At 63.8% G+C, this 23,278-nt stretch carries 19 protein-coding genes and 2 pseudogenes; 11 read left to right on the top strand and 10 right to left on the bottom strand.

The features are described from left to right. The first annotated feature begins 40 nt into the window (after positions 1-40). Entirely contained in the window at positions 41-373 is a 333-nt protein-coding gene (locus ABD283_RS13145; protein ID WP_344225432.1) for a cupin domain-containing protein, read from the top strand. Here the strand turns inward: ABD283_RS13145 and nadC are convergent. The 5 genes from nadC to ABD283_RS13170 all read right to left on the bottom strand — a co-directional run bounded on the left by nadC (position 370) and on the right by ABD283_RS13170 (position 6,636). Next, on the bottom strand, positions 370-1,269 hold the full coding sequence (nadC, locus tag ABD283_RS13150; RefSeq protein WP_344225433.1) for a carboxylating nicotinate-nucleotide diphosphorylase: 900 nt from the start codon (positions 1,267-1,269) through the stop codon (positions 370-372). The two genes, ABD283_RS13145 and nadC, sit on opposite strands and share 4 nt — an antisense overlap. Then, entirely contained in the window at positions 1,247-2,965 is a 1,719-nt protein-coding gene (gene nadB / locus ABD283_RS13155; RefSeq protein ID WP_344225434.1) for an L-aspartate oxidase, read from the bottom strand. Before nadB ends, nadC begins: the two co-directional genes overlap by 23 nt. Positions 2,966-2,968: 3 nt before the next feature. Beyond that, on the bottom strand, positions 2,969-4,300 hold the full coding sequence (gene nadA / locus ABD283_RS13160; RefSeq protein WP_344225435.1) for a quinolinate synthase NadA: 1,332 nt from the start codon (positions 4,298-4,300) through the stop codon (positions 2,969-2,971). Further along, the gene (locus ABD283_RS13165) at positions 4,297-5,004 is read right to left on the bottom strand and encodes an NUDIX hydrolase (RefSeq protein ID WP_344225436.1); all 708 of its coding nucleotides are present in this window, start codon (positions 5,002-5,004) and stop codon (positions 4,297-4,299) included. Before ABD283_RS13165 ends, nadA begins: the two co-directional genes overlap by 4 nt. A 363-nt stretch (positions 5,005-5,367) precedes the next feature. Next, positions 5,368-6,636, bottom strand: a complete 1,269-nt coding sequence (locus ABD283_RS13170; protein ID WP_344225525.1) for a threonine/serine exporter family protein — start codon at positions 6,634-6,636, stop codon at positions 5,368-5,370. On the opposite strand from ABD283_RS13170, the gene ABD283_RS13175 reads away from it, so the two are divergent. Continuing rightward, positions 6,612-6,761, top strand: coding sequence for a hypothetical protein (locus tag ABD283_RS13175; RefSeq protein ID WP_344225437.1), 150 nt, complete (start codon positions 6,612-6,614; stop codon positions 6,759-6,761). The genes ABD283_RS13170 and ABD283_RS13175 overlap by 25 nt on opposite strands. A 149-nt stretch (positions 6,762-6,910) precedes the next feature. Then, the gene (locus tag ABD283_RS13180) at positions 6,911-9,283 is read left to right on the top strand and encodes an AAA family ATPase (RefSeq protein WP_344225438.1); all 2,373 of its coding nucleotides are present in this window, start codon (positions 6,911-6,913) and stop codon (positions 9,281-9,283) included. 13 nt (positions 9,284-9,296) lie between these two features. On the opposite strand, the gene ABD283_RS13185 is transcribed toward ABD283_RS13180, so the two are convergent. The 3 genes from ABD283_RS13185 to ABD283_RS13195 form a co-directional block, all read right to left on the bottom strand. Continuing rightward, complete coding sequence (locus ABD283_RS13185) at positions 9,297-9,542, bottom strand: FitA-like ribbon-helix-helix domain-containing protein (protein ID WP_095797261.1); 246 nt, start codon at positions 9,540-9,542, stop codon at positions 9,297-9,299. Positions 9,543-9,654: 112 nt separating this feature from the next. After that, a complete protein-coding gene (locus ABD283_RS13190; RefSeq protein WP_344225439.1) occupies positions 9,655-10,893 on the bottom strand; it encodes an exonuclease domain-containing protein in 1,239 nt (412 codons plus the stop codon). Between the two features lie 142 nt (positions 10,894-11,035). Beyond that, positions 11,036-12,478: an amino acid permease gene (locus ABD283_RS13195; protein WP_095797267.1), complete on the bottom strand. Its 1,443-nt coding sequence runs from the start codon at positions 12,476-12,478 to the stop codon at positions 11,036-11,038. Positions 12,479-12,732: 254 nt separating this feature from the next. Here ABD283_RS13195 and ABD283_RS13200 point away from each other — a divergent pair, with 254 nt between their 5' ends. The 6 genes and pseudogenes from ABD283_RS13200 to ABD283_RS13225 all read left to right on the top strand — a co-directional run. After that, positions 12,733-14,295, top strand: coding sequence for an AbgT family transporter (locus ABD283_RS13200; protein WP_344225440.1), 1,563 nt, complete (start codon positions 12,733-12,735; stop codon positions 14,293-14,295). A 587-nt stretch (positions 14,296-14,882) separates the two neighbouring features. After that, a complete protein-coding gene (locus ABD283_RS13205) occupies positions 14,883-15,191 on the top strand; it encodes a transposase (RefSeq protein ID WP_344225441.1) in 309 nt (102 codons plus the stop codon). Then, the gene (locus ABD283_RS13210; protein WP_344225442.1) at positions 15,188-15,619 is read left to right on the top strand and encodes a hypothetical protein; all 432 of its coding nucleotides are present in this window, start codon (positions 15,188-15,190) and stop codon (positions 15,617-15,619) included. The genes ABD283_RS13205 and ABD283_RS13210 overlap by 4 nt, the downstream gene beginning before the upstream one ends. Positions 15,620-16,070: 451 nt before the next feature. Further along, positions 16,071-17,243, top strand: coding sequence for an IS30 family transposase (locus tag ABD283_RS13215; protein WP_344225526.1), 1,173 nt, complete (start codon positions 16,071-16,073; stop codon positions 17,241-17,243). Between the two features lie 36 nt (positions 17,244-17,279). Next, a pseudogene (locus ABD283_RS13220) lies at positions 17,280-17,738 on the top strand (IS3 family transposase); the annotation flags it as partial. A 35-nt stretch (positions 17,739-17,773) separates the two neighbouring features. Further along, positions 17,774-17,974 (top strand): annotated as a pseudogene (locus tag ABD283_RS13225) (IS110 family transposase); the annotation flags it as partial. A 420-nt stretch (positions 17,975-18,394) separates the two neighbouring features. Here ABD283_RS13225 and ABD283_RS13230 read toward each other — a convergent pair. Beyond that, the gene (locus ABD283_RS13230; protein WP_344225443.1) at positions 18,395-19,327 is read right to left on the bottom strand and encodes an NADP-dependent oxidoreductase; all 933 of its coding nucleotides are present in this window, start codon (positions 19,325-19,327) and stop codon (positions 18,395-18,397) included. 223 nt (positions 19,328-19,550) lie between these two features. Then, a complete protein-coding gene (locus ABD283_RS13235) occupies positions 19,551-20,726 on the bottom strand; it encodes an alcohol dehydrogenase catalytic domain-containing protein (RefSeq protein ID WP_024289189.1) in 1,176 nt (391 codons plus the stop codon). Positions 20,727-20,944: 218 nt separating this feature from the next. On the opposite strand from ABD283_RS13235, the gene ABD283_RS13240 reads away from it, so the two are divergent. Further along, positions 20,945-22,237, top strand: a complete 1,293-nt coding sequence (locus ABD283_RS13240; RefSeq protein WP_344225444.1) for a DDE-type integrase/transposase/recombinase — start codon at positions 20,945-20,947, stop codon at positions 22,235-22,237. A gap of 338 nt (positions 22,238-22,575) precedes the next feature. Next, on the top strand, positions 22,576-23,055 hold the full coding sequence (locus ABD283_RS13245) for a DDE-type integrase/transposase/recombinase (protein WP_344225445.1): 480 nt from the start codon (positions 22,576-22,578) through the stop codon (positions 23,053-23,055). Positions 23,056-23,278 lie beyond the last annotated feature (223 nt).

Here is a 23,278-nt window from a genome sequence, read left to right on the forward strand (position 1 = left end):
TGCCCGTGACGCGCGATGCGGGGTGCTGTAAAGATGGACTATGGAAGAAAACACGCTAACCTCCATTGCCCAGGACATGCTGAACAAGGCGCGCGAAGCGTCCAGTGGTCGTTCCGCGCACAACCTGTACGGCGGCCGCGAGCACAAGTTGCAGCAGACCATGATCGCGCTGGTTCAAGGCCAGGACCTCAAGGAACACGAGAATCCCGGTGAGGCCACGATCCAAGTGATCATCGGCCAGGTCGAGCTGATCGCCGGTGACGAATCGATCACGCTCCACTCCTCCGATCACGCCGTGATTCCGCAGCAGCGCCACTCCCTGCATGCTCATGAGGACTCCGTGGTGTTGTTGACGCTGGTGGGAAAGGGCTAGTCCAGGGCGATATCCAGGCCCAGGTCCAGCGCGCGCACCGAGTGGGTGAGCGCGCCGACCGAGATGACGTCCACGCCGGTCGATGCGACCTTGCTGATGGTTTCGAGCGTGATGCCTCCGGAGGCCTCCACGATCGCGCGACCGTCCACCATGGCCACGCCGCTGACCAGGTCCGCGTGGGCAAAGTTGTCGAGCATGATCGTGTCCACACCGCCGGCCAGGACGTCCTCGATCTGATCGAGCCGGTCCACCTCGACTTCCAGGTGTGTCGTGTGAGGCATCTTTCGGCGAAGCTCGCGCAGCGCGTGGGTGATTGTCGCGCCACCAGCCGTGAGCACGGCCAAGTGGTTGTCCTTGAGCATCACGGCATCCGAGAGACCGAAGCGGTGATTGTGCCCGCCACCGCAGGTCACCGCATGCTTCTCCAGCGCTCGTAGTCCCGGAGTGGTCTTGCGGGTGTCGGCCACACGGGTTCGTGTGATGGTTCCGGCGGGCAGCTTGTTGGCGCTCTCCACCTCCGCAACGGCCTTCTCGACCTCGGCCACGTACCGGGCGGTGAGCGTGGCGATTCCGGACATCCGCTGCGCCAGGTTCAGCACCGTGCGTTCCGCGGTCAACAGAGGCCGTGCAGGACCCGTGATAGTTGCGATGTCGGTGCCCGGGGTGATCTTGTCGCCATCAATCACGTGGAGCGTGACCTCCAGGCGCGGGTCCACGGTGGTGAAGCCCGTACGAATGACCTCCTCGCCGGCGAACACGCCCTCTTCGCGCGAAGTGATGGTGGCTGTGGCGGATGCCTCGGTGGGGATCACGAGTTCCGAGGTGATGTCACCCCACGGGGCATCCTCGGTAAGGCTCGAGCGGATCACGGCTTCAATGGCTGAGCGAGTCAGCATGGACTGTCCTTTCGTGGGCGGGGGTCACGGATCGCGCGGCAACCCACCCGGTGCTTACGGCCTGTTGGGGATCGGTCGCGGGGTAATCCACACGCTGATGGGCACCGCGGGATTCTGTGCGGGCCAGCGCGGCGGTCACCAGCGCGTGCCCCACGGTCAGGAGATGTCGGTCTTCGATGTCGGCCAGGGTTTCGGGGGCGCTCGCATCCGGTTCCGACGACGACGCCGCGAGCCAGCCTTCCAGCCTCGCCATCGCCTGCTCGAGTCCCTCCGCGGTGCGGAAGACCCCGGCGCCCTGCCACAAAGTGTGTTGGAGGGCTTCGCGGGAGAAGGGCTCGGTGACCCTGAGTGCCCCTGAGGGAGCCAGGTCGATGCTGTCGGTTGAAACCGGGAACGTTGAGGGCGCGGCGGCCCTGCCGGAACCGCTGCTCGCGGACCCACGTTGTGCCCCGGACCAGGGTTCGGACACCAGTTCACCAATGCGCCGCCCGAAGACGGCAGCTTCCAGCAGGGAGTTGGAGGCCAAACGGTTGGCCCCGTGCATGCCGGTGCTCGAGCACTCCCCGGCGGCCCACAGGCCAGCTACGCTGGTGCGCCCCAGCTCATCGGTGACGATTCCACCCATGAGATAGTGCGCGGCCGGGCTCACGGGAACCAGTTCCGTGGCCCAGTCGATGCCGTGAGCCTTCAGGTTCGCATCGATGGTCGGGAACCGGCGGGCCAGGAATTCTGCTCTCGACAGCCCATCCGGAACGGGAATGGTCGAGCAGTCCAGGTACGCGGCGCCATCCGGAGAGCCGGTGCGAACAGCGAAGACAGCTCGGGCCACAACGTCCCGCGGTGCGAGTTCCGCGCGCGGGTCCGCATCGGTCATAAAGCGATGACCGTGCTGATCCCGCAGGACCGCACCCTCGCCGCGAACTGCCTCCGAGATCAGGAACGATCCCGGTGCTGCCAAGGCCGTGGGGTGGAACTGGAAGAACTCCAGATCCCGAACCTCGGCGCCGGCGCGCAGAGCCAGTGCGATGCCGTCCCCGGTCGCTACCTCGGGGTTGGTCGTATACGGATACAGCTGACCGGCCCCACCGGTTGCGAGTACCACGTGATCGGCGGCGAGGAACTCCTCGGGGCCCAACTTGCCGCCAGGAAGCACGGGCCGGATCGTGACACCGATGGAACGTAGACCATTAGTCAGCACGCCGGTGACCAGCGTGTATTTCATAAGCCGTATATCTCCGACTGCCGCGGCATCACGCGACCGCGCGGACAGCGCATCCTGAATCGCGTGCCCCGTGGCGTCACCTCCGGCATGCAGGATCCGGGACACGCTGTGTGCCGCTTCCAAACCCTGAACCCAGGGCGATCCAGGCCCCGCCACGCGATCAAAGGCGACGCCGCGGTCGGTGAGGACGCGAACGGCGTCGGCGGAATCTTGAACCACGCCCTGAACCACCGGTGGCTCGCACAAACCCGCGCCCGCGACCAGGGTGTCCTGAACGTGCAGCTGGACGGAGTCCTTGGGTTGACCCTCGGGCAGGGCGCTGGTCATCGCGGCCATGCCACCCTGCGCGCGATCAGTTGCGGTGAGGGTGAGTGAGGCCTTGGTGATGACCGTGACGTGGGCGCCCGCCTCGGCCGCGGACAGTGCCGCGCTGAGGCCGGCCGCCCCGCTGCCAATGACAATCACGTCAGTCATGAGTCACTTCTTCGGTACGGCGGCCAGCATCCGCTCGAGAGCCACGGAGGCCTCCTGAGCAACGCTGTCCGAGACGGACACCTGATTGACCACGCGTCCGGCCACCAGTTCCTCCAGGACCCAGGCGAGATAACCCGGGTGGATACGGTACATGGTGGAGCACGGGCAGATCACGGGATCCAGGCAGAAAATGGTGTGCTCGGGGTGTTCGGCGGCCAAGCGGTTGACCATGTTGATCTCGGTGCCGATAGCGAAGGTCTGACCCGGCTCGGCAGCCTCAACCGCCTTGCGGATGTGGTCGGTGGAACCGGAGGAATCCGCCGCGTCCACGACCTCCATGGGGGACTCCGGGTGCACGACCACGGTGCAGCCGGGGTACTCCGCGCGGGCCTTGTCGATCTGACCCACGGTGAAGCGCTTGTGGACCGAGCAGAAGCCGTGCCACAGGATGACGCTCGAGTCCTTGAGGCTCTGAGCGCTGTTGCCGCCCAGTTCCTTGCGGGGGTTCCACAGGGGCATCTGCTCGAGCGGTACACCCATGGCCTTGGCGGTGTTGCGTCCCAGGTGCTGATCCGGGAAGAACAACACGCGCTGGCCGCGCTTGAACGCCCACTCCAGGACGGTCTGTGCATTGGAAGACGTGCACACGATGCCGCCGTTGCGGCCACAGAACGCCTTGAGCGCTGCCGAGGAGTTCATGTAGGTCACGGGGATTACGGAGGCGAGCGGTTCGCCGTTCTCATCGGTGATGATCTGGCCGTTCTCATCCACGGCGTGGGGGCCGAAGACGTCCATGAGGTCCGCCCAGCAGTCCTCCACGGAATCGGAGTCGGCCATGTCCGCCATGGAGCAGCCCGCTGCGGGGTTGGGCAGGATCACGGACTGGTTGTCCTGGGACAGGATGTCCGCGGTCTCGGCCATGAAGTGCACACCGCAGAACACGATGGCGTCCGCCTCGGGGTGGGCCTTGGCCTGCTGTGCGAGCTGGAAGGAGTCGCCGATGAAGTCCGCGTGCTTGACCACTTCGTCACGCTGGTAGAAATGCCCCATCACGACGGCGCGCTCGCCCAGGGTTTCCTTGGCCGCCACGATCATGGCGTCCAGTTCCTCGGGAGAAGCATCCCGGTAGCGCTGGGGAATGGTGGGCTGGGCGGGCGAGTCGGCCGGAGCGACGTCGTTCTGGGAGGCTCCGGGGCCGTAACCCTCCACGAGCGGGGTGGGGAAATCCCACGGATCCTGGGTGAGGGAGCTGTTGCACGAACCGCCCTCGAGTGTCACGGCGGTGCCGGACGGGCGGGTGGGTAGAAGGTTGAGCTGGGTGGCTACGGAGGTCATGATGTCTCCTCGGAACGGTCTGACGTGGGGTGACTGAAAAGCTTGGATGGTTTGGCCGATGCGAAGCGGTAGAGCTTGGGCGGGCGATGTCGGGTGCCTTCCAGGCGCTCGCCGGTGTCCTCGAGCTGGCCGGATGACAGTACGTGGCGCCGGAAGTTGGCGGGGTCCAGGGCATCACCAATGATCGCTTCGTGCACTTCGCGCAGGGCGGCGATCGTGAATGTCTCGGGCAGGAACGCCTTGGCCACGGTGGGTTCGGCGATCCGATCGCGGAGCCGATCCAGGGCATGGGTCACGATGTCCGAGTGGTCGAAGGCGAGGTCTGGCAGGTCGGTGGCGCGCAGCCAGGTGACGTTGATGTCGTTCTCGCCCATGGCGGCTTCCTGCGGGGGAAGTGAGGCCCAGTAAACGACTGTGACCTGGCGTTCCTCGGCGCCGGCAGAGCGGGTCAGGCCACCGAACGTGGCCAACTGCTCCAGGTGTGTGGGCGTGAGGCCGGTGGTGAGGTTGAGGTCGCGCAGGGCGGAATCCTCGAGAGCTTCATTGGGGCGGAGCGGTCCGCCGGGTAGCGCCCACATGCCGCGGTAGGGATCGCGGATCCGGCGGACCAGAGGCATCCAGAGCTCGTGGCTGCCGTTGGCGCCGGTGGGGCGAACCGTGAAAATCACCGTGGACACGGCCAGGAGCACGCGCTGATCAGTCATGGTGGCTCCTTGTCTGCTCGTCGCGGCACGGAGCCGCGCGGTTAGTGTCGGAGCGACTCTAACACCTTAAAGTCTAGCTGACTATAAGTGCAGACGAGAGTGGTCGCCTCGTGAGGGCGGTGAGAGCGGTGTGGGCTGTGTTCGGGGTGCCGGGGTGCCGGGGTGCTGAGGTACCGAGGTGCGGAGGGGGCAGATGCTGGGCGGACCTAAAAGACCGGTCGCGGCTGCGTCGTCAGGCTGAGCGGAACGTCAAGTGAGGAAACTGCTTGAACACAGTGTTAAGTGATGGAAGTGTCGAATCCGCGCCGGTTTTCGGCATTTTCATCACACGAGACTTTGCGGCTGCGTTTCCCTCACCTCAGGCTATTCCTGGGTGTCCGTGTCCGAAGTGCCCTCCGTGTCCCGAGCGTTGGAGGTCTTGCCGCCACGGCGGGTGAGCGGGTGGTTGGATGCGCGGGAGAAGAACATGGGGGTGAAGATCCGGTTGCGCACCACGTTGAGGGTATTGAGCGTGACCACTCCCACGTATTGGCCCACTATGAGCCCCGTGGCCAGGCTGAGCGCGGCGATGAACGCGGAGGACAAGTAGTAAAGCGCCTGGTCGCCAGCGAGAGAAGAACCCCAGATGCCCTGGTAGGTCAGGGTTCCTGGGAGTAGGACCAGGAACGATGAGATGGCCATGGACGAGGTTGGCGCTTTGACCATTCGGGGCAAGATAGCTGTACCGATTCCGGCGGCGAACGCTGCAACACCTCGGGCCCATGCGTCCGCACCCTGTCCTGTGGAAAGGGCCGCGTAGACCAGGTAGACGATCATGGCCAGCGTTGCTGCCGAGAAAACGACGCGCGCCGGGGACTGCAGAATGATGCCGTTGCCGACGGCCACGAGGGCCGCGGCAATGACCATGAGCCACAGTGGGATACTTGCCAGGCTCACCTCGTTGGACACCGGTAGTGGAACGCCCAGGGCATTGAAGAGCGCGGCACCCAGTCGGACCCCTACGACCAGACCGGCGGTATTGACCAGACCCTCGTAAATTCTGCCCAGGCCGTGCATGTAGTTGCCGGTGATGGTGTCCTGGACGGCCCCCGTTGAGGTCATGCCGGCCATCATGATGATGATGATTGAGATCACCACGGACGTGGGATCGACGTTGGGATCCAGGATGCGCATGGCTGCCGCGGCCGTCGACGCGAGGATTCCCGCAGCGATCTGGATGAAAAAGGAGGGCCACCGCAGCGAGCCCAACTTCTGCATCATGAACACCAGCGTGAGGTAGGCAATGACGCCTGCGATAGAGACGATCCAGTCACCGCCGTACACCAGGAGTGCGGCGGCACCGGCTGCGGCAGTGGCGATGATGGTGGCCTTTTTGGACCATGACTTACCAGTCGTGGCGATGTTGTCCATCTGTTCCCGCGCTGTGGGCAGGTCAATGGTGCTCTGGGTGTAGTCCGCTGCGATATTGGTTGCGCGGGTTAGCACCCCGAAGTCGAACCCGTAGGAGTCCACACGTTCCATGCGCACTCTGGGTTCACCGGCGGGGTCGGTCCAATTGACTGCAACTGCGCCGTAGCTTGCATCCAGGTCGGGGTGGGGGCGTGGGCATGGTGCAATATTTCGCGTCCGCAGCGGGTGGCTTCCGCAACGGTTCCGCCGTTGGCTACCACCGCGGCGGTGATGCGAGCCGCGAGATCCACGGCCATCAGATTCGTCCCGGCATCGTTGTCATGGGGATGCTGGGGTGTGCTCACTGAAACCGTCCTAGGATGTGTCGGATAGATCGCCGCTCTACTAGTCAGCCTAATTTAGTCCGGTGACAGACCTATCGCAGCGGCTGAGCCGCGGGGACCGGTAAGGTCGCCCGTGCAATCTGATGTGAAAACCCCGGAAAGGACACGCTCTGGTGCACATAGCCGAATCCTCCGGGCTGGTCTTCACTGACGAGTTTCAGGAAGCCCTACAGCGGCTGCACCACGGCGAAAACGTGTTCCTCACGGGTAAGGCGGGCACCGGTAAGTCCACGCTGATCCGGGAGTTCATGGCCCACACCCGGCGCAATGTTGTGGTCGTGGCACCGACCGGGATCGCCGCGCTCAACGTGCAGGGCTACACGATCCACCGACTGCTGTCGCTGTATCCGGGCATGACCCCGGAGCAGGTGCGCACCGGAAAGTACTTCCCGGGCAGGTTCGCCAAGACGCTGCGGGAGCTGCACACGCTCATCGTGGATGAGGCATCCATGGTCCGGGCCGACCTGTTCGATTGCCTGGTTGCCGCGTTGGAGCGTTTCGGTCCCAAGCCCGGTCGGAAGTACGGCGGAGTGCAGCTGGTGCTGGTCGGGGACCTGTATCAGCTCCCGCCCGTGGTCACCGACTACGAACGCGAGCACTTCTCCACCCGCTACAAGACCCCGTACTTTTTCTCCGCCGACACCTACCACCCGGATGATTTCGCCACGGTGGAACTGAGCACGGTGTTCCGGCAGATCGGGGACAATCGCCTGGTCGACATCCTCAACGCCGTGCGCGAAGGCAGCCTGCTCGACGAGGCTCGCCGCGAACTCAACGCCCGCACCGACCCTGATTTCACCCCGCCCATCGACGAGTTCTGGCTGACGCTGACCACCACCAACCGCATGGCCACGTCCCGCAACCGCTCGATGCTCGAGCAGCTCGAGGACGAGCCGGTCCATCACGCGGCCATCCTCACCGGTGACCTGGACGGTTTCGAGATTCCCGTGGACAAGGAGCTCGTGTTCAAGCGCGGTGCGCAGGTCATGATGCTCACCAACGATCCCGGTGACCGCTGGGTCAACGGCACGATCGCCAGGGTGGCGGATTACTTCTGGGAGGACGGCGAGCTCATTGTTTTCGTCGAACTTCCCAACGGCGATGTCGTGAAGGTCGAGCCCAACCTGTGGGAGGTGACGCGGCCCGTCGTCGAGCACGGAACGCTCCGCCACGACGTGATCGGTACGTACACCCAGCTGCCGTTCCGCCTCGCGTGGGCCATCACGATCCACAAGAGTCAGGGGCAGACCCTCGACAACGTGGTGGTCGACCTGACCGGCGGCACGTTCGCGGACGGTCAGTTGTACGTTGCGCTGAGCCGCTGCACATCGTTCGAGGGGCTCGTGCTGCGCCGCAACGTTCTCCCGCGCGACCTCAAGGTCGATCAGCGGATCCGCCGATTCTTGCGCTCCGGTTCCCACGCGGCGCAGCCGACCAAGCGCAGCGTGTACTTGGGCATCTGCAGCGTGGGAGACGAGGGCGACCGCTGGCGCCCCCGCCCCGTGGAGATCGCCCTGGTCACCGACGACGGCCTGGAACTCAGCACCCTCGTCAATCCCACCCGCGACATGGGCGACGCCCGCACCGCGTACGGCATCACTGCAGGTCAAGTGCAGCTCGCCCCCCTCCTCACGGACGCGTGGGCCGCGCTCGCTCCGCACCTGGCCGGCCGGGTGCCTGCGGGTATCAACCTCGACCGACAACTCGGGTACCTCGATTACGAGCTCAAACGCACCGGTTACGTCACGCACATGCCCATGGGGTACGACGTCGCCGCAACGCGACTTTCCGCCCAACAGCGCCGCGCGCTCGAAGCGCCGACGGCGGTGGAGCGAGCGCGTGCCGTGCAAGATCTGGTCGCCGGACAGGATCTGTCGGAGGCCATAGCGGACGCGTTTCCTGAGGCTCAGGATCGTTCCGGGTACCTGATGCCTCGGCCCGCCGAGACAACGGAATTCACCGTGCGGTGCAGTGCGGGTGCCGCGGAGACCCCGGGTGCGGTTTTGGCCGAGAAATTGCGTGAGGCCGGTGAGCGCGGGCGGTTCTCTGCCGAGAGCCTGGCGGTTGTGCGTGCGGTGGAGGAGCAAACCGGGGATCACATCCTGGACGAGTCAGCTGGCTCAACTCAGGACATCGACTCGGTGCTGGTTGCCGGCGCTCGCATTTGCTTCACCGGCACCGTGATCGGTGCCGATGGGCGAGAGGTCTATCGGGAGGATCTGGAAGATATGGCTGCAGAACGGGGTCTGCAGCCGGTCGTCAACGTGACCAAGACCCGCTGCGATGTCCTGGTCACCGCCGAGGACGGTTCGCAGTCCAATAAGGCCAAGAATGCGGCGAAGTGGGGTAAGCCGGTGTTCACGGCCCGGGAGTTCATGGGGTGGTGGCGGGGTGAATCCGGCAGACAGGATGGCTCGCAAGGTGATGTCGAAAGTGTCACGGTCACCATCACGGAGAGTTCGATTCCCGCCAGCGCTGGTAACTGATCAGAAACACCAGTCAGGAAAAGTCCGCGGCTCGTGCTTCCTCAGTGGGACGATCAGGAAGATCGAATCCACCCGACACGGCGAATGATTCATGGATGCGTGTTCCCAGGCCCTGAGTTGCGCAACCCGGTGATTCAGCCACGGACTCCGACAGGATTGCTCGGATTTCCGCTTCCAAGGATCGGCCGTGAAAAGTTGCGCGGCGTTGGAGCGCAGCAATGACCCGGGCATCAAGGTTTCGGATGATCACGGTAGTCATGTCGCCTCCTCATGCATGCATTGCATGCTCAAGGCTAGTCCGATCAGCCAGTCCGGAGAAGGCGTAATTCCCGGAATTCAGCCCGGGAATCTCCTCCTGTGATGGCTAATCATCAAACATTGACTCGGGTCAGCAAGTGACTCCATACGTACTCCTCGCCCACAACGGGAATTCCGTAATCACGAGCCTTTCGTGCCTTACCTGAGAGGGAGTCCGGATCGGCAGCAACGAGGAGATCCAGCTTCTTGCTCACGCCTGATTTAACGACGAACCCAGCCTCAACAAGCTCTTCGGCTATCTGAGGACGCGGTTTGGACATGTCGCCCGTGAGGCAAATTGATGACCCCGGGCCGAATGAAGGCTTTGATGAGGGTGATGTTTCCTGAACAACAGGTCTGGTGGTGATGCCACTGTCGATTTTCTCTCGGGAGACGGAGAGCAATTGACCGACTGCGCGGAGGTCTTCTTCCTCGCTATCCGTGATCACACCGTCATCCCACGCTGCCGCGAGTAACTGGTCCATGTACGAATCGTGCAAGGTCACAACTCTTGATCGGCCCAACCCCAGTTCATTAGCCAGAGCAACGAGGGCATCTTGTTCATGAAGGGACAAGTGACGATCCAGGAGCGCCCGGTCAAGCAGGCCAAGGTAGTCAATTTCAGCCGCCGTTTCACCCGCTTCGGGAATGTGCTGAACGATGCGTTCAAGGAAGTGAGTTTCTTGAGGTGCGTCGCTCCTACTTCTCAAACGGCAAATGGTTCGAGCTGCTGGCTCGGTAACGGTCCACTGGAGTGACTGACTTGCCTCGAAGATACGAGTCCACTTTTCGGCGTTGGTCTCGGTCCTCATATATGCCGCAAGTAGCTGCGCTGTTGCCTCCGCATCATCTCCGGCGCTGTGCGCGTGGGGAATCGTAATGTCGAAAGCTGCGCAGCAGTCGGCCAAGTTTCTGTTGTTGCCTGGCAAGTACACGGAAGCTTCTTGCATGGTGCACAGGCCGTACTCGAAAAACTCAAGGGGGAACTGTGTTCCGGCGCGATGCCACTCGGCGGTCAGGAAGCCCGCGTCGAAGCGTAAGTTGTGCGCAACCGGAACAGTTCCACTGAGACGCCAGGCAATTTCATCCGCGACATCTTTGAAAGTCGGTGCCGAGAGGACATCGGCCGCGCGAATCCCGTGCAACGATTGTTTTCCCAGATCGCGTTGCGGATTGATCAGGGTTTCCCAACGCTCGATGACCTCCCCCTCGGGGCTCAAGGTCACAATGGCAATCTCGGCAACTCGATCGTGACCGGTGGACCATAAGCCAGTGGTTTCAGTGTCGATGACTGAGTAGTTCACTTGAGACATGGGGGAGTCCTTAGCAATCGTGGGGGCGATTAATGAGGACTATATAACTCTGCTCTGAAGAAGGTTATGAGGAAGCAGACGAGCTCGGCGCCGTCTTGAATGGGCCACCGAGCTCGTCTGTAACGACAGCGTTGGGCAGTGCCTACCGCACGGCACCCGCGCTGGAACCGGCGCCGGCGGGTTCGGTGGGGAGAGCGGCGTCGTCGGGAAGAACCGTGCGCTGGCGACCCTTGCCCTTGACGAACGTGAAGAACACGCCGGTCATGATGACCAGCCACGCGAGGCCCACGATCAGGGCGATGCGAGTGTCCGGGGTGAAGGCGAGTAGCACGATCACGAACGCCATGAAGGCCAACGCAAGGTACGTGCTCACGCGACCGCCGGGCAACGGGTAGGAGCTACGCGGGGCACCGGCGCGGGCACGTTCGCGGGACATGCCCAGGTGGGAGAGCAGGATCATGATCCAGACCCACACCGTGGCGAACGTGGCCAGGGACGCGATGATCAAGAAGACGTTCTCCGGGATCACGGCGTTGAGGATCACGCCGATCACCAGGACGCCCGCCATCAGTGCAACCGTGAGGGTTGGAACGCCGGTGCGGCCCACGTGGGTGAAGGCGCGGGGTGCGTGACCCTGCTGGGCCAGACCGTAGACCATGCGACCGGAACCGAAGATGTCCGAGTTGATGGCGGAGATCGCCGCCGTGATGATCACCGCATTGAGGATGTGAGCGGCGTAGGAGATACCCAGGGACTCGAAAATCTGCACGAAGGGGCTGACCTCGCCGGTGACCTCGTTCCAGGGGAACAGGCACATCAGCACGAAGAGCGTGAGCACGTAGAAGAGCAGGATGCGCACGGGAACCGTGTTGATCGCGGCGGGGATGGTCTTGGCGGGGATCTTGGCCTCGCCGGCGGTGATGCCGATGGTCTCGATGCCACCGAACGCGAACATCACCACCGAGAACGAGAGCAACAGGCCCGCAAAACCGTTGGGGAACAGGCCGCCGTGGTCGACCAGGTTGTGGAGTCCGGGCGGCGTGCTGGACGGGACGGAGAAACCGAAGATGAGGATCGCAAAACCGCCCACGATCATCAGAATGATGGCGGTGACCTTCACGATGGTCAGCCAGAACTCCAGCTCGCCGAACACCTTGACGTTGAGCAGGTTGAGGCCGGTGATGAGCAGAACGATGGCCAGCACCCAGATCCATTGGGGAGTGTCCGGGAACCAGAACTGCATGTAAATGCCAAAGGCCGTGACGTCCGCGAGAGCCACGATGGCCATCTCGAACACGAACGTCCACCCCGTGATGAAACCGGCGAGCGGGCCCAGGTAGCGGCCGGCGTACTGACCGAACGAACCGGTCACAGGGTGCAGCACGGCCATCTCACCCAGGGCGCGCATGACCAGGAACACCACCGCGCCACCGATCATGTATGCGAACAGTACGGCGGGGCCTGCGGCCTGGATTGCGGAGGCGGAACCGTAGAACAGACCGGTTCCGATAGCCGAACCCAGGGCCATGAAGCGCACGTGGCGCACGGTCAGACCGCGCTTGAGGGCAGCGGGAAATTCGCTCACGGGAGTACCTTCAGTAGGTGATTCTGCTCAGGCTTTGCTCAGAAAATCATGCAGTTCGGCACGAAAGCCTTTAGGAGATTACACCCCTTACCGCGCACCCATTAATCCGGAGTGGACAGTGCGGCGCTGAGGCGCGCACGCCGTAATTCTTATACGCACAAGCGCGCCACGGCCCGTCATCACTGGTGGGTGGGCAACCGCCGGGTACTTTAACCGACAACCGATCGTGACCGCCTCAAGAAACGGGACGAGCCATGTCTTCCTCATCACAGCCTGCCGATACGCACAAGAAACAGAAGAACGGCGACGGCGCACTCCTGAGAGTGCTCAACTGGATCGAATGGGTGGGCAACAAACTGCCGGACCCGTTCTGGTTGTTCTTCATCCTGGCCGGCGTGGTGCTCGTGCTGAGCTGGGTCCTGGGCACCATGGGTTTGAGCGCGGTCAACCCGGCCACCGACGAGACCATCCAGGTCACCAACCTGCTCTCCCCGGAAGGCTTGCGCCAGATCGTCTCCGAAGCGGTCATCAACTTTGTGGAGTTCCCCCCGCTGGGCCTGGTGGTCGTGATCCTGCTGGGCGTGGCGGTAGCCGAGGAATCGGGGATGCTTTCGGCTGCGCTGCGCGGTTCGGTCTCGCGCGTGGGTCCCAAGTGGCTGACTTTCGTGCTCGCGCTGACCGGCATCACCGGCTCCATCGCGGCGGACGCCATGTATGTGGTGCTCATCCCACTCGGTGCGCTCGCCTTCAAGGCCGCCGGGCGCTCGCCGGTGGTCGGTTTGATCGTCGCGTTCTGCTCGGTTGCGGCGGGCTTCAACGCGTCGCTCTTGCCGACGGCGTCGGACGCCTTGCTCGCGGGCATTTCGACAGCGGCCGCGGGCCTGATCGACCCCAATGCGATTGTCACTCCCATCTCCAACTACTTCTTCAACATCGTCTCGGCCCTGGTGCTGGCGGGCATCATCACGGTGGTCACGGAAACCGTGATTGCCAAGCGCGGCCAAGCGATCGAGGAGGACACGGACACCAAGGAGCAGGACATGGGCTCCTTCTCCGACATGAAGCTCAAGCCCCGCGAGAAGCGCGGTTTGCGCAACGCGGGCATCGCCTTCGCGGTGATGATGGCGATCTACCTGGCCTTGCTCCTCACTCCCGGTTCTCCGCTGCGCGCCGAGGATGGCACCATCCTGATGTCCCCGTTGTTGCTCAACGTCGGCATCGTGATTGCCGTGATGTTCGCGGTCATGGGTTGGGTTTACGGCCGTGCCGCTGGGACCATGACGCGCGCTCGCCAGATTCCGGAGGCCATGTCCAAGGGCATCGTGTCCGTGGCACCCGTTCTGGTGTTGTTCTTTGCCGCCGCGCAGTTCACCGCGTACTTCGAATGGTCGGGGATCGGACCGGTGCTGGCCGTATACGGAGCGGACTTCATTGGCGGACTGGGGCTGCACCCGGTGATCATGTTTGCGGGTGTGGTGGCCATCGTGGCGGTCATGAACCTGCTGATCACTTCCGGCTCGGCCCAGTGGACGCTGCTCGCGCCCGTGATGGTGCCCATGCTCATGCTGTTGGATGTCTCTCCGGAGACCACACAGGCCCTGTTCCGGATCGGTGATTCACCCACCAACGTGCTCAGTCCGGTGAGCCCCTACTTCGCGCTGGTGCTCGGTTACTTGCGGCGCTACCAAAAGGACGCCGGCGTGGGCACCTTGATCTCATTGGTGCTGCCGCTGTCGATCGCCATGCTCGTGGGCTGGTTCCTGTTGTTCGTCGGTTGGTATCTGCTCGGACTGCCGCTGGGGCCCCAGGACCTGTAACCGTTGCGCGTGACGGTTGTGTATTTGCCCTGATCAAAGCGGATGTGTGCGTCTCAATGTGCCCCAAAGAGCCCACACGCTTATGGGTGTCGGAGGTCTCTGGCAATGTCTGGTATTCAGGAAACATTCAGTAAATGTGAGAGACCCAGCTTATCTTTCGGCGGCAATCAACTCTTGGTTGTCAAGATACTGACCCGGGCCTACTGTGGCCGTCTGCATCGGCGGCAATGACAAGTGCATGCATTAATGAATTATCTTTTCCAGGGGGATCGACTACATGCGGAATGGTCACCAGCTGCCAGGCCAGCCGCACGATTTCGGTCTGTAGCCAGCGGGTTTCAGCGGCATCATAGTGGGAATCCACTCGGTCTTGGGAGGCAGTGGATGTTGCCCAGCTCACGGTCGGTAGCGTCTCACTCCATCATGAGAATTGATCGTTGCCAATTTTGTTGGGCCTTTGAAAACCTTGCTTTCGGATTACCCAGCAACTTCAGATTGTGGAGCACTAGCCAGCAGATGGGACTGCTGCACGGTTAGGTGACATCTGAGATGGCTTGCCTGAGGGGTGGGTCTGGAAGGATGTTGCTGTGCCAAAGCCCTACCCAAGCGAGTTCCGTGACGACGTCGTGCGCGTCGCGAGGAACCGCGAGCCTGGAGTGGCGATCGAGCAGATCTCGAATGACTTCGGTGTTCACCCGATGACGCTGCAGAAGTGGCTGCGTCGCGCCGACATCGACGAGGGCGCCAAGCCCGGAGCGACCAGGACTGAGGCGGCCGAGCTGCGCGAGGCGCGCAAACGGATCCGGCTTCTCGAGCAGGAGAACGAGGTCCTCCGCCGTGCGGCGGCGTATCTGTCGCAGGCGAACTTGCCGGGAAAAGGTTCTACCCGCTCGTGACGGAGCTCGCCGCCGCAGGGATCCCTGTGACGGTGACGTGTCGGGTGCTCAAGCTCTCCCGCCAGCCCTACTACCGGTGGCTGGCCAACCCCATCACCACCAGCGAGGTCGCGGAGGCGTATCGCGCGAACGCGCTGTTCGACGCGCACCAGGACGACCCCGAGTTCGGGCACCGCCTGCTCGCCGACGAGGCCCGCGACCACGGTGAGGCAATGGCGGATCGGACCGCATGGCGGATCGCATCAACCAACGGCTGGTTCAGCGCGTTCGGGAAGCCCAAGCGCAGCAAGGCCCATCGCCCCGGGCCGCCCGTCCATGACGACTTCTGTGCCGTCAATGACGAGCACGGCCGGACGCGACACATGTTCACGGCCGAAGCACCGAACCAGCTGTGGCTGACGGACATTACCGAACACTCCACCGCTTGAGTTCCAGCCATCGTCGCAACACTCTGATCGAGAGGTGCGTGCGATGGTTATTCGGCCGAGGGGTAGAGAGAATGTGCAGTACAAGGCGAAGGAGCGGGACGAGTTCTTCCGTCGGCTTGATCGTGGCGGCACGATCCGTGCTGTCGCGGCTGAGCTGGGGCTGAGCGTTGAGTCGTGTTACCGGTGGCGAAATGAGGCTGGCGTATCGACTTCCCGTGCGAAGAGCCGGGTCTATACGGCTGAGGACAAGGCCGAGTTCTTCCGCCTGCTGGCGTCGACGGGGAACGTGTCGAAGGTCGCGAAAGAGCTCGGGTTCGTGCGGGTCACTTGCTACAAGTGGGCGCATCAGGCGGGGATCTTCACGGGGAAGGACACCCGCGCTCAACGAGCACGGTTTGAGCGGTTGCGTGCCGACGGTGTCAGTCGGGCGGATGCTGCGAGACGGGTCGGCGTGGACAAGGGCTCTGCGCAAGATTGGGACAAGGGCATCAAGCAGATAACGGGCGGACGCGTTCACCCCGACGGTCGTGTAGTTCGCTACCGTCAGGCGGCGATACTGGCGAATGTGAAGAGCCCGCGTGATGCCTATACGAGAGGCGCCCCGGTTGATCTGGCGCGTCTTGAGACTGTTATCGATTCTCGCTACCTGAGTTTGATCGAACGAGAGCGTATTCACGATCTACGCAGCCGCGGGGACTCGATAAGGTCGATCGGGCGTGCGCTGGGGCGGAGCGCGTCGACGATCAGCCGGGAGATCGCCCGCAACACGGCCACGACAGTCGGCTATCTTCCTTACGCGGCGCACCGGATCGCGGCGGCGCGCCGGCCGAGGCGACGTGCATGCAAACTCGAATCTGCTGGCGATTTGCGCGCCTATGTGGCAGCGAAGTTGCGTAAACGATGGTCACCAGAGCAGATCAGTCACCGGCTCGTGAAAGACTTCCCGGACGATCAAGGGATACGGGTGAGCACCGAAACGATCTACCAGGCGATTTACGTCCAAGGACGCGGCGCTCTGAAACGCGAGATCGCCGCGTCGATGAGGCGCGGGCGGACAACACGAAAACCACGGCGCGATCCAGCGAAGAGAACCAGTCGCTTCGTGGACCCTATGGTCTCCATCGCTGAGCGACCCGCGGAAGCTGAGGATCGTGCAATCCCTGGGCATTGGGAAGGGGACCTCATCGTCGGCACGATGGGACGATCAGCAATCGGAACACTCGTCGAGCGATCAAGCCGCTTCGTTACCCTCGTGCACCTTGAACATGACCACACGGCCGAGACCGTGCGCGATGGCCTCATCACCACCGTCGCTGATTTGCCAGCAGCGCTACGCCGCTCGCTGACCTGGGACCAGGGCACCGAGATGTCGGGGCATGTGGGGTTCCAGACCGCCACCGATATGGCGGTGTACTTCTGTGATCCGGGCAGCCCCTGGCAGCGCGGCAGCAACGAGAACACGAACGGCCTCCTACGCCAGTACTTCCCGAAGGGCACCGATCTCTCCCGCCACACGCCCGCAGAATTGCGACGCGTCGCAGAGGACCTCAACGAACGTCCACGCAAGACGCTCGACTGGGACACTCCAGCCGAACGACTCCATGCTTTACTGAATGCGAGTTGAACCAGTGTTGCGACGATGGCTGGAACTCAAGCCGCGGAGGGCAAGCTCTACCTCTGCGCCATCAAAGACGTCTATTCCGGCCGGATCGTGGGCTACTCGATCAGCGACCGGATGAAGGCGCGCCTCGCGGTGAACGCCCTGGACAACGCGATATCCAGACGTCGCGACGCCGCTGGTTGCATCGTGCGTTCGGACCGTGGGTCTCAGTTCCGGTCACGGAAATTCGTGCACGCCCTGAACCGTCACCACCTCATCGGATCCATGGGCCAGGTCGGTGCTGCCGGCGATAACGCCGCGATGGAATCGTTCTTCTCCCTTCTGCAGAAGAACGTCCTGGACCGCAAGCGCTGGCACACCCGTGAAGAGCTTCGGATCGCGATCATCACCTGGATCGAACGTACCTACCACCGCCGTCGCCGACAGGCCCGCCTGGGCCGATTGACCCCCATCGAATACGAGACCATCATGAACCCGGCCGTGGACCTCGCGGCCTGAAACCCCAACTGTCACCTGTTCGTGCGGCAGTCCCGGCCAATGCCGCGCTGCACCGCATCATCATCGTGCGAATGCGCATGGACGACCGGACCAAGACCTACGTCGAACGGCGCACCGCCGAGGGCAAGACCAAGCTGGAGATCATCCGGTGCCTGAAACGCCATCTCATCCGCGAGGTCTGGAAGAACACACGGGACCTACGGCTCACCCAAGCAGACGCCGCGCTAGCGGCTTGACGCATATAGGAGCATCAACCGGCGCCTCCACGGCTCCCTCAGGATGCTCACCCCGATAGAGTTCGAGACGCTCCACTATGAGGCCCTCACCCGAGAGCCCGAACCCACAAAGTAGCGGCAGAGAACCTGGGCCGATTCACCTGCACCACCGGAATGACAGGTCCTCCGTTCAAACTCACTACGACCCTCAGTCGCACCAACCGCATGAGACCGCCTCAGAAGGTGAGTGCTCCCGGCCCAACACCTCGGGGCAAGTCAGGTAATCCTCGGGTGTCCACAGCGGTTCATGCGCACAGGGTGCTGGTCTACCGTCGATAACGGTCGAGGGCATGCCGGCACCTCCCCCCTCCAATACCGGCATGTCCTCGGCCCTACACGCTTCGTGAGGTAGTAGGTAACGGCGCTCCCGTTGTCGCCACCTCAGAAGACCAGGACGAGCCGCCCGCGCACCCCTCCTGCTTCCAGGCGCCGGTGAGCCTGGGGAGCCTGGTCCATCGGGAGCTCCTGGGCTACGCGCAGGCTCAGCAGGCCTTCTTCGGCCTGGCGGCCAAGGGTGTGTAATTTCTCCGAGGCACGGGCGTAGTCGACCACCACGATCGGCTGGAACACGATGCCCCGCTCGCCTGGTTGGTCGTATCCGCGCAGGGTGATCACCGTTCCACGGTCCTTGATCGCGGCCGCGATCTCGTTCCCCTGTACGGCACCGTCGATCAGCGCATCCACCCCGGCAGGGTAGTGCTCGCGCACCGCTTGCGCGAAGCCCTCGCCGCGGGGCAGCACCAGGTCCGCTCCCAGGCTCTTGACGAGTTCCTCGTCCTGCGGTGCGGTGTCGGCCACGACCCTCAGCCCGTCGGCCTTAGCCAGCTGCACCGCGTACCCGCCCATGGCCCCGGCTGCACCGGTCACCGCCACCACATCACCGGCGTCCAGGCCCAGCCTGTCCAGGGCCAGTCGCGCGGTCAGCCCGTTCATCGGCAAGGTGGCGGCCTCGGCGAAGCCGGTGTTCGACGGCATGGGCGCCACGGACTCGGCCGGAACCGCCACGCGTTCGGCATAAGCCCCGTGTGAGCCGCGCGGGACGATGATGGCCATGACGCGATCACCGACCCTCAGATCGGTCTGGGTCTCGGGGCCGATCTGTTCGATGACCCCGGCCGCATCCATGCCCAGCACATACGGTCCCCCGGCTGTCCCCGCCCGCCGCTGCCGGGTGCGCCCGGTGAAGTCGGTAGGGTTCACCGCGGCCGCGTGAACACGAATCAAGACCTCGCCCTCGCCGGGAACGGGATCGGGAAGCTCGATCACGTCGAGGACGTCCGGGTCACCGGGGGTATGGAATCCAATTGCCTTCATACCCGTGGCAACACGGCCCCTCAGAGCACTATTCCGGCCACTGACTTCGCCCGATGAATCCCCGCGCCCCTCTGCGCTGCTGTGTGCGATCGACCCCGGCGCTGGCCGTGAACGGTGAACGCACCACGCGGCCACCCGGTGTGGGCGCGGGCCACGGACGGGCCCAAGACACGCCAGTGCCCGGTCTCGAGATGGAGACCGGGCTCCGGCGCGTACTGGGAGGCTAGGGCTTGAGGACGACCTTGATGCAGCCGTCTTCCTTCTTCTGGAACTTCTCGTACATCGCCGGCGCCTGGTCCAGGGGGGCGGTGTGCGTGGTGAGGTCCAGCACGCCCAGCGGGTCGGCGGGGTCATCGACCAGCGGCAGCAGTTCCTCGGTCCACCGCCGCACGTTGCACTGACCCATCCGCAACTGGAGCTGCTTGTCGAACATCGTCATCAACGGCAGCGGGTCCTTCATCCCGCCGTACACCCCGCTGATCGAGATCGTCCCACCGCGCCGCACGGCCTCGATCGCGGTGTACAGGGCACCGAGTCGGTCCACCCCCGCCGTTTCCATCGCCTTGCGACCCAGCGCGGACGGCAATGCTCCCACCGCTTGGTGGGCCATCCCGGCCACCGGGGAGCCGTGGGCCTCCATCCCGACCGCGTCCACCACCGCATGCGGGCCGCGCCCGCCGGTGAGGTCCTTGAGCTGCTCGACCACGCCGTCCGTGGAGTCCAGGGTGGCGATGCCGTGGCGTTCGGCCATGGCCCGGCGCTCCGGGACCGGGTCCACCGCGAACACCTCATAACCCAAGTGCTTGCCAATGCGGGCGGACATCTGACCGACCGGGCCCAGACCGAGCACCGCCAGGGACCCGCCCTGCCCGGGCGCGGCGTACTGCACGGCCTGCCAGGCAGTGGGCACCACGTCGGAGAGGAACAGGTAGCGCTCGTCCTGCCCGGTGTGCGGGACCTTGATGGGCCCGTAGTCCGCGTGCGGCACGCGCAGGTACTCGGCCTGCCCACCGGGCACCGAACCGTAGAGACGGGAGTAGCCCAGGAACTGGGCGTTGTTGTTGTACTCCCGCACCTGGGTGATCTCGCACTGGGACTGCAGGCCCTGGGTGCACATGAAGCAGTGCCCGCAGGAGACGTTGAACGGGATCACCACCCGGTCCCCGGCCTTGATGTGGGTGACGGCCGAGCCGACCTCCTCCACGATGCCCATCGGCTCGTGGCCGATGATGTCGCCCTTATCCATGAACGGGGTGAGCACCTCGTACAGGTGCAGATCCGAACCGCAGATCGCGGACGAGGTGATCCGCACGATCGCGTCCGTGGGCTCCTGGATAACCGGATCCGGGACCTCCTCCACACTCACCGTCCGCTTCGCCTGCCAAGTCAAAGCCTTCATGCGTCCTCCTCTCCCAGGGCCGCCGCCCCGACCGGAACGACAGCCTGCTGATCTGATCGGTCTCAACGACCCTACTCACGCCATTTTAGGCGCAGGCGCGTGTTCACCGCCAGAGAACGACGAGACTCACATAAAGTCCCCGCGTAGCAGGGGCCGTGCCTCACATGGTTTTCCCCGCGAAATCTTCCGTGGTTTCGGTGGCACGGCGACGATGGGGTATGGCTGACAGGGACGTGTCGATGATGACCCGCATCGAAGTGACCAAGAAGTACGCCAAGGCCTATGCGACGGCGCCGAAGAAGCAGAAGGGCGCGATCCTGGACACCGTTGTCGGAGTCACCGGCTGGAACCGGGACCACGCCCGCCAGCAGCTGCGCCGCCGCGCCAATCAGCCGCCAGGGCGGGCCGCCGCGACGGTCACGGTGCTCGACCGGCGCAAGACCAAACCCCGCAGGTACTCCTACGACGCCCTCATGGTGCTCCGGCGCATCTGGGCGGTCTCCGGCGGCCTGTGCGGGAAGTACCTGGCCGCCTCGATGGCCGAGTGGATCGAGGCGATGGAACGCCACGGCGCCCTGGTCGAGGGCCAGGACCGGTACTGCCCGGTGGTGCGTGCCGAGCTGCTGGCGATGAGCGCGGCCACCATCGACCGGTACCTGGCCCCGACCCGGGCCAAGGACCCGGTGCACGGCAAGTCCGCGACGAAGCCGGGGTCCTTGTTGCGCACCTCGGTCACGATCCGCAAGGCCGGTGACGAGGTCGAGGACGAACCCGGATTCTTCGAGGTCGACACCGTCGCCCACTGCGGGCCCACGCTCAAGGGCGAGTTCGCCCGTTCGGTGAACTTCACCGATGTGCACAACGGCTGGGTATTCACCCGCGCGATCCGCAACAACGCCCGCGTACACATCCTCGCCACCCTCCAGACCGGATTCGACACGATCCCGTACCTGGTCAGCGACCTGGACTTCGACAACGGATCGGAGTTCATCAACCACGACGTGGTCAACTGGGCCGCCGACAAGGACATCTTCTTCACTCGCGGACGGCCCTACAAGAAGAACGACCAGGCCACCATCGAATCTAAGAACGGGCACCTGGTGCGCCGCTACGGGTTCTACTACCGGTATGACGCCCCCGCCGAGCTGGTGCTGCTGAACCGGCTCTGGCCCCTGGTCAACGACCGGCTGAACTACCTCACCCCCACAAAGAAGCCCGCCGGCTGGGCCACCGACGCGGTCGGGCGGCGCAAACGCCTCTACGACACCCCGAAAACCCCATACCGACGGCTGCTGGCCTCCGGAATCCTCAGCGACACCCAGCAAGCCGAACTCCGGGCCCACCACGACAGCCTGGACCCGGTGGCCATCGCCACCGAAATCGACCGGATCCAGCAACAACTGATCCGCCTGGCCGCCGAGAAGACCCGCGAACTCGAACGGGAAGTACAGGCCGTCACCGCCCACCCCAACCCCTCGGGCATCAAGCTCCACCGCCGGCAGGCCAGCTAGATTTCCCGGGGACTTTTATCTGAGGCACGGCCCACCGTTCCCGGGGAATTGACTGTGAGGCACTACGGTCACCAAGGCCGAGCTGGCCGAGGCATACCGGGCCAACGCGCTCCTGGACGCCCACCACAACGATCCCGAGTTCGGATACCGGCTCCTCGTCGGCGAAGCCGCAGACGCGGGCGAGGCGATGTGCGAGCGGACCGCGTGGCGGATCTGCCGCGACAACCAGTGGTGGTCCGTCTTCGGCAAGAAGCGCGCCAAGAACGGCAAGCGTCCGGGACACTCCAGCCGAACGACTCCATGCTTTACTGAATGCGAGTTGAACCAGTGTTGCGACGATGGCTGGAACTCAAGCCGCGGAGGGCAAGCTCTACCTCTGCGCCATCAAAGACGTCTATTCCGGCCGGATCGTGGGCTACTCGATCAGCGACCGGATGAAGGCGCGCCTCGCGGTGAACGCCCTGGACAACGCGATATCCAGACGTCGCGACGCCGCTGGTTGCATCGTGCGTTCGGACCGTGGGTCTCAGTTCCGGTCACGGAAATTCGTGCACGCCCTGAACCGTCACCACCTCATCGGATCCATGGGCCAGGTCGGTGCTGCCGGCGATAACGCCGCGATGGAATCGTTCTTCTCCCTTCTGCAGAAGAACGTCCTCGACCGCCGCTCCTGGACCACCCGCGAGCAGCTACGCATCGCAATGGTGACCTGGATCGAACGGACCTATCACCGGCGTCGGCGTCAGGCACGTCTGGGCCGTTTGACGCCCATCGAGTTCGAGACCATCATGATCACGACCGTCGCACTGGCGGCGTGACTACAACCTGTCACCTAACCGTGCAGCAGTCCCCAACGTCCAAGTGGATCCTTCGCTTCTGGTTTTCATAGAGGACTCTCCAGTTAACACCCGGTGATTGTGTTCTCCGTGGTCAGTCGCACCATGTTTAGCTCGGACAGGAAGGCCGAAGAGATCATGAAATCCGTGGGGACCGGGGATGCCCAGCGGGCCACGGAGCTAGCCAATTCAAACGAGACTACTC

Origin of the sequence: Kocuria atrinae (assembly GCF_039531425.1) — a bacterium.
GTDB lineage: Bacteria > Actinomycetota > Actinomycetes > Actinomycetales > Micrococcaceae > Kocuria > Kocuria atrinae.